A 15,908-nucleotide genomic window follows, 5' to 3' on the forward strand; every position below is an offset into this window, starting at 1 on the left:
GCCGTGTCCGCCGCGCCGCGGTGGACGGTTCGTCGCCTCGTGGACTGGGCGTGTGACCGGAGAAGGTGGGTCGCCGCGCGGCAGCCGTCATCGCGACGGGTGGTGCCGTGGGGTGGTCGTGTCGTCGTCCGACGGTGTGGGCGTCGACGTCTCTCCGGGGTGCGCCGGGTATGGGCGATGACCATCCGCTCCACACCCGGAGGATCCACCCGAATGTCCGACATCCGTTCCCGCACACAGCAGTCGAGCGATTTCCGCGCCACCGTCCTGGGCGCACCCCGCATCGGCCCGAACCGCGAGCTCAAACGCGCCACCGAGGCGTACTGGGCGGGGCGTGTCGACCGCGACGCACTGCTCGCCCAGGCCGGCGACCTGCGACGCAGCGACCTCGCCCGACTCCGCGACAGCGGACTCGACTCCGTACCGGTCAACACGTTCTCGTTCTACGACCAGGTGCTCGACACCAGCGTCCTGCTCGGAACGCTGCCGCCGCGCTACGACGACATCCCCGACCCGCTCGACCGATACTTTGCGGCCGCACGCGGCGTGCAGTCGGTGACGGCGATGGAGATGACGAAGTGGTTCGACACGAACTACCACTACATCGTCCCGGAGATCTCCGACGCGACGACGTTCTCGATGAACCCCGCGAAGGTGCTGGCCGAGCTGGCCGAGGCGATCGAACTGGGCGTCCCCGCGCGCCCGGTCGTCATCGGTCCGATCACCTACCTGCTGCTGGGCAAGGCCGTCGACGGTGGGGCCGCACCGATCTCCCGCCTCGACGAGCTGCTGCCGCTCTACGTCGACCTGCTCTCGCAGTTGCGCGCCGCGGGCGCACAGTGGGTCCAGTTCGACGAGCCCGCCCTCGCCACCGACCTCGCCGACGACCCCGCCGCCCTCGCGTCCCACGCCTACGGGCGGCTCGGCGACCTCACCGACCGGCCCGCGCTGCTCGTCGCCGGGTACTTCGGGGACCTCGGCGACGCGCTCGGCGCCCTCGCCGCCACCGCGATCGACGGTGTGGCCGTCGACCTCGTGCGCGGCGACCCCGATCGGGTCGTGTCGACCACCGGCCTGGCCGACAAACTCCTGGTCGCCGGCGTGGTGAACGGCCGCAACATCTGGCGCGCCGATCTCGACCGGGCACTGGCGACCCTGGCGACGCTGCTGGGCAGCGCGCGGAACGTGGCCGTGGCGACGTCGTGCTCGCTGCTGCACGTGCCGTACACCGTGGCCGCCGAGGATCGCCTCGACGAGACCCTGCGCCCGTGGCTCGCGTTCGGGCTCGAGAAGGTCGCCGAGGTCGTCACGCTGTCCCGGGCACTCGGCGAGGGGCGGGAGGCGGTGGCGGCCGACCTCGAGGCCGCGGCCGCCGCCGCGGCATCCCGGCGCTCCGACCCGCGCGTGAACGACGCCCGCACCCGCGCGCGCGTCGCCGAGGTCGTCGAACGCGGGATCTCCCGCGGGCCGGCTGCCGACCGGCGCACGGAGCAGGACGCCCGCCTCGGGCTGCCGGTACTGCCGACCACCACGATCGGCTCCTACCCGCAGACCTCCGAGATCCGTCTCGCCCGCGCCGCGCTGCGGTCGGGCGAGATCGACGAGTCCGAGTACACCTCGCGGATGCGCGCCGAGGTCGAGTCGGTGATCCGTCTGCAGGAGGAGCTCGGTCTCGACGTCCTCGTACACGGGGAGCCCGAGCGCAACGACATGGTGCAGTACTTCGCCGAGCAGCTCGACGGGTTCGCCGCGACCCACAACGGCTGGGTGCAGTCCTACGGGAGCCGATGCGTCCGTCCGCCGATCCTGTTCGGCGACGTCTCGCGCCCCACCCCGATGACCGTCGAATGGGCCACCTACGCACAGGCACTCACGCCGAAGCCCGTGAAGGGGATGCTGACCGGCCCGGTGACGATCCTGGCGTGGTCGTTCGTCCGCGACGACCAGCCGCTGGCGCAGACGGCGAACCAGATCGCGCTGGCCATCCGCGACGAGACCGTCGACCTGCAGAACGCGGGCATCGGGATCGTCCAGGTCGACGAACCCGCCCTGCGCGAGCTGCTGCCGCTGAGGGCGGCCGATCAGAAGGCCTACCTGCGGTGGGCGGTGGACGCGTTCCGCCTGGCCACCTCCGGCGTCTCCGACGCGACGCAGATCCACACCCACCTCTGTTACTCCGAGTTCGGTGAGGTCATCACGGCCATCGCCGATCTCGACGCGGACGTCACGTCCATCGAGGCGGCGCGCTCGAAGATGGAGGTGCTCGACGACCTGAACGCGATCGGCTTCGGCAACAGCGTCGGACCGGGTGTCTACGACATCCACTCGCCGCGCGTGCCGACCCGTGACGAGATCGTCGCGTCGCTGCGTGCGGCACTCGATGCCGTTCCTGCCGAACGACTCTGGGTGAACCCGGACTGCGGCCTGAAGACCCGCAGACCAGACGAGGTCCGCGAGTCGCTCGCCCACGTCGTCGCGGCGACCGAGCAGGTGCGTGCGACGCTGGTGTGACCGGGTGACAGCCCCGCGCCGGTCCTCCTCGATGACCCCGGACCGGCGCGGGATCCCGTCGCCGATCGTCGCGACACGGACACCCCCCGGATTCGGCCGGGCGTGGGTTACAGTTCGTCCCGTTCGGACGGAATCGTGGAAGCCGGTGGGAATCCGGCGCGGTCGCGCCACTGTGTCCGACGTCGTGACGACGTCGGGAGTCAGACCTGCGGTCCCGTCGTCACCTCGACGGGGACGCGAGACTCCCCAGGAACGAGATGTCCGTGTCGGTGTCGACGCCACCCGCAGCTCCCTCGATGACCTCGATCCTCGCATCGTGGACGCGCCGCGACTGGTGGCAGGCGTCCGGTCTGCTCGGGGTCGTCGGCCTCATGCACGTCGTCGGCTTCGGCGTGCTGATCGTCGCGATCGCACCCCACCACTACATGGCCGGGACTGCGGTGTTCGGCGTCGGACTGGGGATCACTGCCTACGTGTTCGGGATGCGCCACGCCTTCGACGCCGATCACATCGCGGCGATCGACAACACCACCCGCAAGTTGATGGCGGACGGCAAGAAACCGAAGTCGGTCGGCTTCTGGTTCGCGATGGGTCACTCCACGATCGTGTTCGTCCTGGCGGCGCTCGTCGTCGCCGGCGCGCATGCCGCGAACACGCTGCTCGACGAGAACTCGCCGGTCCGCCACGGGCTCGGCGTCGCCGGCACGCTCGCGTCCGGCGGTTTCCTCTACATCATCGGCGCCATCAACATCGTCGCGCTGATCGGCATCTGGCACGTCTTCCGGCGTCTGCGGGAGGGCACGTTCTCGGCCGCCGAGCTCGACGCGGCACTCGACGGGCGGGGCTTCCTCGCCCGGATCCTGCGGCCGATCATGCGGCGCATCACCCACGCCGCGCAGATGTACCCGGTGGGGATCCTGTTCGGCCTCGGCTTCGACACGGCGACCGAGGTGGCACTGCTCGCACTCGCCGGGACCGGCGCGGCGGCCGGGCTGCCCTGGTACGCGATCCTGGTGCTGCCGTTGCTGTTCGCGTCCGGCATGAGCCTGATGGACACCCTCGACGGCCTGTTCATGAACGTCGCCTACGACTGGGCGTTCGCCCACCCGATCCGCAAGATCTACTACAACCTGACGATCACGGTGCTGTCGATCGCCGTGGCGGTGATCATCGGGACCATCGAGCTGATCTCGGTCCTGCACGACGATCTCGGACTCGTCGATCCCGTCACCGACTGGATCAGCGGGATCGACCTGAACACCGTGGGCATCGGTGTGGTCGTCATGTTCGTGGTCGCCTGGTCGGCGGCGGTGGCCTACTGGAAGCTGGCCAGGGTCGAGCAGCGCTACGTCACCCGCCCCTGACCGGCCGCCATCCGGCGCCCTGGGTCAGCGGGCGATGGTGAAGTTGCCCTTGGCCGACAGCGCGTCGGCGATCTGCCCGTCGGACAGCTCCGAGTCGGCGTCGACGCGCACCTGCGAGACACCCTTGGTGTCCAGGTCGACGGCGACCGAGGACACGCCGGGCAGCGCGCTCAGCGCGCCGGTGACGGTGTCGACGCAGCCCTCACAGTGCAGCCCGTCGACGGGAACGGTGAACTCGGCCATCAGACCTCCTCTTCTCGACGTCATCGACTCGGTCACCACGGATGCGCATGTGAGCACGCGTGGCGTCATCGCCGAGTCTAGACGTGCACGTCACACGCACGACCCGCTCGAGAGCATTCGCGGGTGGGCGGCTCACACCATCACGGCGAACATGGCCGACATGGCGGCGGCCATCAACACCTGGCACAGGGCACCCGAGGCGTCGCCGGTGAGCGATCCCGTCCGCCGCCGGGCGTCGAAGTAGCGGACGAGCCACCACACGGCCGCCGCGGCGAACCCGACGACACAGATCCAGTCGAGCGCGATCGCCCACCCGGGGAGTCCGTCGGCCATCGACATCCCGCTCATGTCACCGCCACCGTGGACGTGGCGCGGGGCGAGCGGCGTCGCGAACGCCGACATCTGCATCCCGCCCATGTCCCCGCCGGTGCCGCCGTGGTGCATCTGCATCCCGCCGCCCGAACGACCGACGATGTCGTCGGACATGACTGCGTACATCCAGCTCATCGCGGCCATCATCGCCACGTGGTAGATCCCGTTGACCGGACGGTAGTGCCGCGTCGCGGTCACCACCACGTACCAGACGGTGAAGGCCGCGAAGATCACCACACCCGCGCCCAACGGCACCACCATCGCCGACGGCCACGCCATGTCGATCATCGCCAGCGCCATCAGCACGTGCATGCCGTGCCCGACGCCGCCGATCACCCCGCCACGGTGGCGGAGGAGACCGACCCCGCAGAGCAGGACGGCGGCCACGAGCGCCGCGGTGACCACCCACCGCAGCTGGGGATCGGCGATCACGCAGGCACCGTCGCGCGCCGGTCGACGACGAAACCGTAGAGCACGTCCGCGACGACGAACACCGCGAGGGTCAGCCCGAACAGCGGTGCGAACCAACCGATCCCGGCGAGCACCGCGACCACCACGACGGCCTCGAGCGGCCGCAGCTCACCGAGCGCGCCACGCCGCGGCGAGCGCGGCAGGCCACTGCGGCGCGTCGGACGGCGCCGCCACCACATCAGGTATCCGCGGAGGATCACGATGATCAGTCCGATCGCCAACAGCGCCAACAGGATCTGGTTCCAGATGCCGAGGAGGATGCCCATGTGCGCGTCGATCAGCCAGTTGGTCAGCTTCGCCGCGACCGGCCAGGAGGAGAAGTTCACCCTGTCGACGATGTCGCCGTTGCGCGGGTCCACGGAGATCGCGTCGTAGCGGGTGGGTGCGCGGCGCTTGTTCTCCGCGACACTCCATGCCTCCCCTGCCGTGGTGGGCGGTGTGAACCACATCGGACCCTTCAGTCCGGCGCGGGTCGCGGTCGCGGCGACGGTGTCGATCCCCGACAACGACTGCGCCGGGGTGAGCGCCTGCGCCTCGGAGTCGCCGCCCTCGTCGTGGGAGGCGATCGCCGGCGCCGTCGCACCACCGACCGTCGTCGACACCGACGGGGTCGTCCAGCTCAGCGCGGACTTCAGTTCCGACACCGACTCCCCGGCGTACCGCGACCACGTCAGGCCGGTCACCGACAGGAACAGGAGCCCGACGATGATCGTCGCGCCGACGGCCCCGTGGACGCTCACCAGTCGGCGTCGCGTGCCGGGCTTCCCCTCGGGGACTACGACCTTCTTGAGGCCACCGACGCGTCGGCGGTAGGCGATCCACAGCGCCAGCCCGCCCACCGCCACGACCCACATCCAGCTCGCGGCGATCTCGCTGTAGTTCCGGCCGAACGCCCCGAGATGCAGGTTGCGGTGGAACTCGTCGAACCAGGCGCGGATCGGCAGCCACTGCCCGTAGGTCGTCAGATCGCCGCGGACCGTGCCCGTGTACGGGTCGACGAACACGGTGCGGCTGTAGCCCTCCGGGACGTCGGGTGCGGACATCTGGACCCACGTTGTCTCGTCCCGTGCGCTCGGCGGACGGATGCCGACGACGGTGTCGGCGGGGTGCGCCGCGATGGCGGCCTGCACCTGCTGCGCGTAGGGCACCGTCTGCTCGGCGACGCGGTCGACCTTCAGTTCGTGCCGGAACACGATCGGATCCAGCTGCGGGGTCAGCGTGTAGAGCAACCCGGTCACCGCGGCCACCAGGATGAACGGACCCGCCAGCATCCCGCCGTAGAAGTGCAGGCGCATGACGAACGGTCGCAGCCGTCGCCAGAGACCATGGGGCGCAACGACCGACGTGTCGGCGTCGGCGCGTCCGGGCTCGTCGGACGGGTCGATGGGTGCGGCGTCGTCGACAGGGGTCTGACTCACGAAATCCTCGTTCTCGGATGCGAACTGTTCCTCGCAGTAGTCGCATCGCGAGCGCGAACGGTTCCCGAGGAAACGGGAACCATGACGCGGATCACTCGTCGGTGGGCGCGAACCTCCTCAGCCGCAGGCTGTTCGACACCACGAAGAAGGACGAGAACGCCATCGCGGCGCCGGCCAGCAGCGGGTTCAGCAGTCCCACCGCGGCGACCGGGATCGCGGCGACGTTGTATCCGAACGCCCAGATCAGGTTGGTGCGGATGGTCTGTCGCGTCGCGGCCGCCAACTCGAGCGACTCGGGCACCGTGTGCAGGCTGTGCCGCACCAGGATGATGTCGGCTGCCCCGATCGCCACGTCGGTGCCACGGCCGATGGCCAGGGCGAGATCGGCCGCCGCGAGCGCCGGGCCGTCGTTGATGCCGTCGCCGACCATCGCGACCGTCGCACCCGAGGCACGCAGTTCCTCGACGACACGGACCTTGTCCTCCGGGAGGACCTCGGCGTGCACGACGTCGATGCCGACCTCGTCGGCGATCACCTGCGCCGCACCGGCGTTGTCGCCGGTGAGCAGGACGGTCCGCAGACCCCGGCGGTGCAACTCGGCGATCGCCGGCGCCGCCGACGACTTCACGGTGTCGGCGACGCAGATCGCCGCGGCCAGACGCTGGTCGACCGCCACGTACACCACCGTGCGTCCGGCGGTCTCCGCGTCACGTCGATGGCGCGCGAGGTCCGCCGGGACCGACCGCCCGCCGGCGACCCACTGCGGCGAGCCCACCTCGACGACCCGCCCGTCGACGGTGCCCCGCACTCCGCGCCCGGATTGCACCCCGAAATCGGTCGGCTCGGTGAGATCGACCCCGCGGTCGACGGCCGATCGGACGACCGCCTGACCGACCGCGTGCTCGGACGCCTGCTCGATCGACGCGGCCAGTCGAAGCACCGTCGTCTCGTCCCATCCGTCCGCCGCGACGATCGCGACGACGCCGGGTTCACCGTCGGTGATGGTGCCCGTCTTGTCGAAGACGACGGTGTCGACGTCGCGGGAGGCGTCGAGGGCGTCGTGGCCCTTGAGGAAGATCCCGAGTTGGGCGCCGCGACCGGAGGCGACCATCAGGGCTGTCGGTGTCGCCAGACCCAGCGCGCACGGGCACGCGATGACCAGCACCGCCAGCGCCGCGCCGATCGCGTGGTCGGCCGACGCGCCCGAGGCGAACCACACCGCGAGCGTCATCGCCGCCAGCACGATCACACTCGGCACGAAGACGTTGGAGACGCGGTCGGCGACGCGCTGCGCCTGGGCCTTTCCCGACTGAGCCTGCTCCACCAGCCGCACCATCGCGGCGAACCGCGTGTCCGGCCCGACGGCCGCGGCCTCGACGATCAGCCGCCCGTCCAGGGCGACGGTGCCACCGACGACCGTGGCGTCGGTGGCGACCGCGACCGGTCGGGACTCCCCCGTCATGGCGCTCATGTCGACCAGCGACATCCCGTCGACGACGAGCCCGTCGGTCGCGATCGTCTCGCCCGGACGCACCACGAACCGCTGCCCCTCGGAGAGTTCCTCCACCGGGATGCGCATCTCGTCGCCGCCGGGGAGCAGGACCGCGACGTCCTTCGCGCCGAGCGCGGCCAACGCGCGCAGGGCGCCCCCCGCCCGCGAGCGGGCCTTGGCCTCGAAGTAGCGACCGGCGAGCACGAACACGGTGACGCCGGCGGCCACCTCGAGATAGATCGAGTCCGCGGAGACGATCGCGTCCCACACACCTGTCGGGGCCGCCGAGGTGTCGTGCCCGCTGCGCAGCAACGTGGCCACCGACCACCCGGTCGCCGACAGGATGCCCAGCGAGACCAGCGTCTCCATGGAGGCCGCCCGGACGCGCAGGTTGCGCCATGCCGTCCGGTAGAACGGCCACGCACCCCAGGTGACGACCGGAGCGGCGAGGACCGCCAGGATCCACTGCCACCCGGTGAACCGTGTCGCGGGGACGGCGGAGAACACGACCGAGAGATCGGCCAGCGGGAAGAACAGGATGAGGCACACCACCAGGCGACGGAACAGCGACCGGGCGTGGTCGGCGTCGGGGTCGGCCTGGGCGGCCTCCGTCGGCCGCAGCCGCGGTTCGGCGCCGTAGCCGGTCGCGGTGACGACCGCGCACAGGTCGTCGGGCTGCACCTCCGGATCGGCGTCGATGGTGGCGACACGGGTGGCGTAGTTCACCGACGCCCGGACCCCGTCGACCTTGTTCAGCTTGCGTTCCACACGCGCGGCACACGCCCCACACGACATCCCCGAGACGGTCAGTTCGAGCCGACGGATCTCGTCCGGGAGGGAGACGGAGGGCTCCTGCACGGTGGTCATCAGATGTCGGTGTCCCTCGGGTCGGTGGTCCAGGTCTCGGGCAGATCGGCGGTGGCCGGAACGCAGGTCACACCGGAGTAGTCGGACGGCGGGGCCGAACGGTTCCCGGGTTCTCTCCGATTGTCCTCACCGGATCCGCGGCCGCTACCGTGAGCGCCGTGGAGGGATCCGACGACGCCGTGACGGAACTGGCGCTGCGCGCCGCCGCGGGCGATGCCTCCGCCGTCGACGAGTTCGTCCGGGCCACCCATCTCGACGTGTGGCGCTTCTGCTCCTACCTCGCCGACCGTACCCGCGCCGACGACCTCACCCAGGAGACCTTCCTCCGCGCGATCTCAGCGCTCCCGCGGTTCGCCGGGCGGTCCACCGCACGGACGTGGCTGCTGTCCATCGCCCGACGGGTCGTCGTGGACCAGATCCGCTACGAGACGTCCCGCCCGCCGTCGGCCCTGTTCGACCAGGACGAGCAGGTCGTCGCCCTGCGCGGGCACACCACCGGCAGGCACGAGGAGCGGGTGGAGTGGTCGATGCTGGTCGACGACCTCACCGCCGAACGCCGGGAGGCGTTCCTCCTCACCCAGATCCTCGGGATGAGCTACACCGAGGCGGCGCAGGTCTGCGGCTGCCCGGTGGGCACCATCCGCTCTCGCGTCGCCCGTGCCCGCGACGACCTTCTCGCCGCGCACGCCGCGGACCACCACGACGTGGGCTGACCGGGGCGACCGGTTCTCCACCCGAGTGTCGGTCCCTCGGTCAGCCGCGGCTGGCCGCGGTCACCGCGTCCATGAGCGCCTGCGGGGTCGAGAGCTGGACGACCTTGCCGTTGATCTCGATCTGCGGGGTGCCCTGCAGGCCCTCCTTGGTCGCCTTCTGCGTGACGGACCCGACCCACGGGCCGTACCGCTCGTCGGAGATGCACTTGCCGACGTCACCGGCACCCACCGACTGCGCGATCTCCGTGAGCTTCTGGTCGGTCAGACCGGATCCACCCTCGGGCGGCTGCTGCGCGTACAGGGCGTCGTGGAACTTCAACCAGGTCGCCCAGTCCCCGCTGCCCGCGGTCGCCTCGGCGACACACGCCGACGCCGACGCCGACCTCGTCGAGTAGTTGGTGCTCGACGAGCGGTCCAGGATCGCGACCGGGCGGTACTCGACGGACACGTTCTGCATCCCCCGGATGGCCTCGACCGTCGAACCGAACTGCGCCTCGAACGCACGGCAGGAGGGGCACTGGAAGTCCTCGGTGATCTCCACCGTCGCCCGCGGGGACCCGGTCCCGCCGGTGCTGACGCGGTAGTAGCCGTCGGAGGTGGCGACACTCGGGCCGGCGGCCGACGACGACTTGTCGTCGCGGGTGGAGATCAACCAGACGGCGATACCGACGGCGACCACCACGACGACCACGGTGGCGGCGCCGCGGATGACCCAGGCGCGGCGCTTCTCGTCGCGCCGGGGGTCACGGATCGATGGTCGGGCGGAGGGGCGGTTGCTCATCGGCGGGTCCCGTCGTCGGCGTGGGATCGGTCGCGCGATCCGGGGCCGCATCCCGTCGGGCGATCGGGTGCGACGATCCGAGCGGACGCGCGACGACAAGTCAACCATGTGACCGTCGAGAGACCCGCGAACACCTCGATGACCAGCAGCGACGTGACGGGCTGCCGTAGTCGGCCGTCGGCGCTTTACCCTGGTCGCCGTGACCACAGAGGTGCAGGCATCCACCGACGGACCGGACGCGGACGACCACGAACCGTTCATCGACGACGACATCGACCGCAGGCCCGGTCGGGTCGCGTCGGCGGTGGTGGTCCTGGGCGGCGCGGTCGGTCTGCTCGCGGCGGCGACGCTGACCATCGAGCGGTTCAAGCTGTTCGCCGATCCCGGCTACCGGCCGAGCTGCAGCATCAACCCGATCATCTCGTGCGGGTCGGTGATGACGACCGAGCAGGCCGCGTTCTTCGGGTTCCCCAACCCGATCATCGGCATCGCCGCGTTCGCCGTCGTGATCGTGCTCGGGGTGCTGGCGTTCGCGCGGGTCGCGATACCGGCGTGGGTGTGGGCGGGGCTGGCCCTCGGTCTCGTCCTCGGACTCGTGTTCGTCGGCTACCTGATCACCCAGAGCCTGTACCGGATCGGCGCCCTGTGTCCCTACTGCATGGCGGTGTGGGTGGTCACGCCGCTGCTGTTCGCGACCGTCGTGGGCATCCTCGCCCGCGCCACGGGCAACCGCCGCGTCGTGTCCGCGGCGGGATGGGTGTGGCCGGTGCTGATCATCGCCTACACGGCGGTCGTGTTGATGATCGCCGAGCGGTTCTGGGACTACTGGTCGACCCTGATCTGACCCGACACCCGAGCTGCGGTTCCGCTCAGCGACGCGACCGCGACAGCTCGGCGAGCATGGCGTTGTAGGCCTCCAACTCGTCGTCGCGGTAGGTGTCGGCGTGCCGATCCGCACGCGCACCCGCGCGCCGATCGGACTGCGCCCACTGGGCGACCAGGGCGATGATCACGACGATCACCGGGGCCTCGCTGGCACCCCACGCGATCGCCCCACCGAGGAACTGATCGTGGATGAGGTCGTTCATCCACGGCAGGTCGACGCTGCGATAGAAGTTGCCGCCGATCACCGACGTCATGGTCATCAACGCGATGCCGAAGAAGGCGTGGAACGGCATGACGGCGAAGAGCAGCCCCAGACGCGCCAGGAACGGCAGACGACGCGGACCCGGGTCGATGCCGATGATCGCCCAGAAGAACAGGTACCCCGTGACGAGGAAGTGGATGCTCATCGCCTCGTGTCCCCAGTGGTAGCGGACGAGGGTGTCGAAGAGCGGGGTGAAGTACACCCCGTAGAGCGATCCGATGAAGATCACCAGCGCCACCACGGGGTGGCAGAGGAACCGGCTGATCGGGGCGTGCACCATCGCGGTGACCCACTCCCGTGGCCCGGGCAGCGCCCCGTGCGGCGCGGTCGGCAGGGCCCGCAGCGCCAGCGTCACCGGCGCGCCCAGCACGAGGACCACCGGCAGGAACATGTTCAACGTCATGTGTTCGACCATGTGGACGCTGAACATCGCCATCCCGTAGGTGCGCAGTCCCGAGCTGCTCACGACGAGCAGTCCGACGCATCCGATGAGCCACGACATCGTCCGCCACGGCGACCACGAGATCCCCGCGCGGCGGAGCCTGATCACCCCGACGACGTACAGGACGCCGGCCGCCACGGCCGCGGCGCCGATGAGGACGTCGAACCGCCAGGTCGTGATCATCCGCAGCACCGTCGGCGGGTGGGGCAACTCGTACCCCAGGTAGACGTCCCATCCGGTGAAGTCGTGCGCGAGCAGGGCTGTGGCGGTCCGGGTGTCGGCGACGGCCAGGGCGGCGAACAGCACGATCACCGCGACCGCCCCGATGCCCGCTCGGGCCGCGGTCGCGTCGACCGATCGGTCACCCCCGCGGACGCGGTCCACCACATGACCCGCCACGAGGACCGCCAGTACCGCTCCCATGACCACCAGGGCGCGACCGAAGGCGGTCGTGAGCAGGTCCTGCGGTCGCACGAGGATGACGGCCAGGATCAGACCCCACACCAGGGCGACGACGTCGGCGACGGTCACGATGCGTCGCACCCGCCTGGCCACCGTCTCCCGATCGCCGGGTTCGGTGTCGCGCTGCAGACAGAGCGTCGTGCAGACGCGGACACCGAGCGCGACGGCGACGGCGACCGAGAACACGAGCACCGCCGACGTCCCGTAGTCGTGATCGGGGCCCTGGCCCGCGTTGCCCGCGACCGGTACCGCCACGACGCCCACCGTGGCCGGGATGAGGAACACGACGTGGCTGCTCCAGCGCAGCATGAAGCGGGCGCTCAGCGCGACGACCGCGGCGATCACGGTGACCACCACCCAGCCCACCGACTGCTCGTTGGCGTCGACGATGGTGGGCACCGACGCCGGCCGGGAGAGCACGCGCGAGAGCGGGATCCCCGATCGGTCGGACGCCGAGACCACGATCATCACGGCGGCGAGCACGAACCACGCGGGTGCGAGCCGCTCGACGAGGCGGTGGGCGCGGTACACGCCGACACCGATCACGCCGTCGCGCCCGAAACGCCCGCAGGTGACGATGAAGACCAGAGCGCCCAGGACCACCGCACCCGCCGCCGAGGCGACGAAGTAGCCGACCACGGCCAGACCCGCCGTCAGGGCACCGGGATAGGAGTCACCGGTCTCGACGAAGCGGGTGGTGCCGCCGACGACCGAGTACACGACCAGGGCGATGCCGGAGCCCAGGGCGGCGAGGACTGCCGGCGTCGTCGCGGACATGCCGAACCTGCTCATCTCGCCTCCTGACGTCGCCGCGGATACTACGCGGCGTAGTTGCGGCGGTCGTCGGCGTTCTCCGGCCGCTGGATGCCGCCGGGGCCGCTCCCCCGCCGGGGCTCGCGGTGATCGTCGAACCACAGTGCGGCCGCGAGGACGGTGGCGAGCACCAGCGGGATGTGCGTCGCCACCCGCTCCAGGGTGACCTCGCCCCCGATCAGGTCGTGCACGACGTACGCCGCCAGCGTCACCGTCGCGGCGACGAGGACCAGCGCGACCCCGGGCAGAGCCGGCCGCCACACGCCCGCGGCGACCACCGCGACGCCCAGACCCACGGTCAGCGCCGTCGACTCGTTCATCAGATGGGTGCCGCCCTCCGCACCCATCGGCGTCAACAAGCCGAAGTGGGCTCCGGCGGCCTGTGCGAGGGCGATCGCGACGAGGGCGATCCCCGCGGCGACGAGAACGACGGAGAGGATCCGGCGGCGGCCCGACTGCGACGGCGTGGCCGCCGGTCGGACCGCGTGCGCCGTCCGCAACACCGACTCCACCGATCCGGCCCGGGGTGTCGGGCGCCGCTCGGGCTCCGATCGCATCGAGGTCGCCGCCGACCACCAGCGACGACAGTCGACACACGACGCCACGTGCGCGTCGACCTGTGCCGACGGCACGGGTTCGCGTTCGCCGTCGAGACGAGCCGACAGCGACTCGCGGGCGACATCACAGAGCACGGGTCGATGGTCCCACGCCGACGCGACAGGGTCGACCGGCGTCGATCCCCCGCAGCGCCGAGGTGATCGAGCTCAGCGCAGGGTCTCGATGATCGCGCTGAAGTCGAGGTGGCCGTTCTCGCGGGCGAACTCGGCGTAGATCTCGGCCGCGTGGGTCCCGATCGGCGCGTGGGCGTCGGTGGACTCCACCGCGGCCATCGCCAGACCGAGGTCCTTGTTCATCAGGGCGGTCGCGAATCCGGGCCGGAAGTCGTTCGTCGACGGCGACCCCGGGACCGGCCCCGGAACCGGGCAGTTGGTGTGCACGGCCCAGCAGTTGCCGGTGGCGCCGGTGATGACGTCGAACAGCGACTGCGCCGACAGCCCGAGCTTCTCGGCGAGCACGAACGCCTCCCCGATCACGATCTGCTGCGCGGCCAGCACCATGTTGTTGCAGACCTTCGCCGCCTGGCCGCTGCCGGTACCACCGCAGTGGATCACCTTCCCGGCCATCGGATCCAACACCGGCTGGGCGGCCGCGAACGCCTCGTCGGACCCGCCGACCATGAACGCCAGGGTCCCGGCCGTCGCACCCTTCACACCGCCGGACACCGGGGCGTCGACCTGCAGCATCCCCGCCTCGGTGGCCCGCGCGTGCACCGCGCGCGCGTCGTCGACGGAGATCGTCGAGCTGTCGATGAGCAGGGTGGACGGCGCGGCGACGCCGAGGATCTCGTCGTAACACGACGACACCAGCGCGCCGCTGGGCAGCATCGTGACGACGACGTCCGCGCCGCGGACCGCCTCGGTGACCGACGCCTCGACCGCGATCCCGGCGTCCCGTGCACGGTCGGCCGCCTCGGCGACCGGGTCGTATCCGCGCACCGTGTGGCCGGCGGCCACGAGGTTGGCGGCCATCGGGCCACCCATGTTGCCCAGACCCAGGAAGGCCACGGTGGTCATCGGCCGTCCACCTCCGTCGCGACGGCACGTCCGATGACGACCTTCATCACCTCGTTGGCTCCCTCGAGTATCCGGTTCACGCGCAGATCGCGGACGATCTTCTCCACCCCGTAGTCCTTCAGGTATCCGTAACCGCCGTGCAGTTGCAGTGCGCGGTCGGCGATCTCGTGACAGTGGTCGGTGACGAACAGCTTGGCCATCGCACAGGCGGTCACCTTGTCGGGTGCGTCGGCGTCGAGAGCCTCCGCCGCTCGCCACAGCATGAGGCGCGACGCCTCGAGGTCGGTCGCCATCTCCGCCAACGCGAATCGCACGGTCGGCTCGTCGAGCAGTCGACCACCGAACGCCTCGCGGTCGCGGACGTGGGCGGTGACGCGCTCCATCGCCGACCGGGCGCCGCCGAGCGAGCACGCGGCGATGTTGATGCGGCCACCGTTGAGTCCGTTCATGGCGACACGGAATCCGTTGCCCTCGCCCGCCTCACCGCCGAGGAGATTCTCCGCCGGGACGAACACGTCGTCGAGGACGACCTGTGCGGTGGGCTGCGCATGCCAGCCCATCTTCTTCTCCTGGGCGCCGAACGACACCCCCGGCATGTCCTTGGTGACGAGGAAGCTGGAGATCCCGCGCGGGCCGTCGGCACCCGTCCGCGCCATGACGAGGTACACGTCGGACGCACCGGCACCGGAGATGAACTGCTTGACCCCGGTCAGGCGGTAACCGTCACCGTCGGCGACGGCCCGGGTGCGCAGGGCAGCGGCGTCCGAGCCGGCCGACGGCTCGGTCAGGCAGTAGCTGGCGACGAGATCCATCCGCGCGAGGGCCGGGACCCACTGCGCGCGTTGCGCATCGGTGCCGTAGGTGTCGACCATCCACGCCACCATGTTGTGGATCGACAGGAACGCCGCCGTCGTCGGGTCGGCCGCGGACAGCTCGGTGAAGATGCGCACGCCGTCGAGACGGCTGAGCCCGCTGCCGCCGAACTCCTCACGGCAGTAGATGGCGGCCATCCCGAGTCCGGCGGCCTCCTTCAGCTCGGCGACCGGGAAGTGCAGGCGCTCCTCCCAGTCCATGGCGAACGGGGCGATGTGCTTGGCCGCGAAGGCCGCCGCGGTCTCGGCGACCGCCGCGCCGATGTCTTCGTCGTCGACCCGTGTGGTGGTGTCGGTGCTCATCGT

The 15,908-nt window shown here is 70.7% G+C and carries 13 protein-coding genes and 1 riboswitch; of the genes, 4 read left to right on the forward strand and 9 right to left on the reverse strand.

Going from position 1 to position 15,908, the window contains the following annotated elements:
- Nucleotides 1-213: 213 nt before the first annotated feature.
- Nucleotides 214-2,511 (forward strand): 5-methyltetrahydropteroyltriglutamate--homocysteine S-methyltransferase, encoded by a 2,298-nt coding sequence (gene metE, locus ACXVUM_RS03025; RefSeq protein WP_458520393.1) that lies wholly within the window; start codon nt 214-216, stop codon nt 2,509-2,511.
- A gap of 87 nt (nt 2,512-2,598) precedes the next feature.
- Nucleotides 2,599-2,735, forward strand: a riboswitch (cobalamin riboswitch).
- A gap of 72 nt (nt 2,736-2,807) precedes the next feature.
- Nucleotides 2,808-3,875, forward strand: coding sequence for a Nickel transporter NicT (gene nicT / locus ACXVUM_RS03030; protein ID WP_458520394.1), 1,068 nt, complete (start codon nt 2,808-2,810; stop codon nt 3,873-3,875).
- Nucleotides 3,876-3,899: 24 nt separating this feature from the next.
- On the opposite strand, the gene ACXVUM_RS03035 is transcribed toward nicT, so the two are convergent.
- From ACXVUM_RS03035 to ACXVUM_RS03050, 4 genes are all read right to left on the reverse strand, one after another.
- Nucleotides 3,900-4,118 (reverse strand): heavy-metal-associated domain-containing protein, encoded by a 219-nt coding sequence (locus ACXVUM_RS03035; RefSeq protein WP_458520395.1) that lies wholly within the window; start codon nt 4,116-4,118, stop codon nt 3,900-3,902.
- 132 nt (nt 4,119-4,250) lie between these two features.
- Nucleotides 4,251-4,922 carry a DUF5134 domain-containing protein gene (locus ACXVUM_RS03040; RefSeq protein WP_458520396.1) on the reverse strand — a complete coding sequence of 224 codons (672 nt, stop codon included), beginning with the start codon at nt 4,920-4,922 and terminating at the stop codon, nt 4,251-4,253.
- Complete coding sequence (locus tag ACXVUM_RS03045; protein ID WP_458520397.1) at nt 4,919-6,379, reverse strand: PepSY-associated TM helix domain-containing protein; 1,461 nt, start codon at nt 6,377-6,379, stop codon at nt 4,919-4,921. Before ACXVUM_RS03045 ends, ACXVUM_RS03040 begins: the two co-directional genes overlap by 4 nt.
- Before the next feature lie 91 nt (nt 6,380-6,470).
- Nucleotides 6,471-8,738, reverse strand: a complete 2,268-nt coding sequence (locus tag ACXVUM_RS03050) for a heavy metal translocating P-type ATPase (RefSeq protein WP_458520398.1) — start codon at nt 8,736-8,738, stop codon at nt 6,471-6,473.
- Between the two features lie 158 nt (nt 8,739-8,896).
- On the opposite strand from ACXVUM_RS03050, the gene sigC reads away from it, so the two are divergent.
- Nucleotides 8,897-9,451 carry an RNA polymerase sigma factor SigC gene (sigC, locus tag ACXVUM_RS03055; protein ID WP_458520399.1) on the forward strand — a complete coding sequence of 185 codons (555 nt, stop codon included), beginning with the start codon at nt 8,897-8,899 and terminating at the stop codon, nt 9,449-9,451.
- A gap of 40 nt (nt 9,452-9,491) precedes the next feature.
- Here the strand turns inward: sigC and ACXVUM_RS03060 are convergent, their stop codons facing one another.
- Nucleotides 9,492-10,232 (reverse strand): DsbA family protein, encoded by a 741-nt coding sequence (locus ACXVUM_RS03060; protein ID WP_458520400.1) that lies wholly within the window; start codon nt 10,230-10,232, stop codon nt 9,492-9,494.
- A 259-nt stretch (nt 10,233-10,491) separates the two neighbouring features.
- Here ACXVUM_RS03060 and ACXVUM_RS03065 point away from each other — a divergent pair, with 259 nt between their 5' ends.
- Nucleotides 10,492-11,076, forward strand: a complete 585-nt coding sequence (locus ACXVUM_RS03065; protein WP_458522765.1) for a vitamin K epoxide reductase family protein — start codon at nt 10,492-10,494, stop codon at nt 11,074-11,076.
- Between the two features lie 25 nt (nt 11,077-11,101).
- Here ACXVUM_RS03065 and ACXVUM_RS03070 read toward each other — a convergent pair whose 3' ends face one another.
- From ACXVUM_RS03070 to ACXVUM_RS03085, 4 genes are all read right to left on the reverse strand, one after another.
- Nucleotides 11,102-13,075 (reverse strand): cytochrome c oxidase assembly protein, encoded by a 1,974-nt coding sequence (locus ACXVUM_RS03070; protein WP_458520401.1) that lies wholly within the window; start codon nt 13,073-13,075, stop codon nt 11,102-11,104.
- A gap of 26 nt (nt 13,076-13,101) precedes the next feature.
- Nucleotides 13,102-13,788, reverse strand: coding sequence for a zf-HC2 domain-containing protein (locus tag ACXVUM_RS03075; protein ID WP_458520402.1), 687 nt, complete (start codon nt 13,786-13,788; stop codon nt 13,102-13,104).
- A gap of 72 nt (nt 13,789-13,860) precedes the next feature.
- Complete coding sequence (gene mmsB, locus ACXVUM_RS03080; RefSeq protein ID WP_458520403.1) at nt 13,861-14,730, reverse strand: 3-hydroxyisobutyrate dehydrogenase; 870 nt, start codon at nt 14,728-14,730, stop codon at nt 13,861-13,863.
- Nucleotides 14,727-15,905, reverse strand: a complete 1,179-nt coding sequence (locus tag ACXVUM_RS03085) for an acyl-CoA dehydrogenase family protein (RefSeq protein WP_458520404.1) — start codon at nt 15,903-15,905, stop codon at nt 14,727-14,729. Before ACXVUM_RS03085 ends, mmsB begins: the two co-directional genes overlap by 4 nt.
- Nucleotides 15,906-15,908: the final 3 nt, after the last annotated feature.

Source organism: Williamsia sp. SKLECPSW1, from assembly GCF_054332755.1.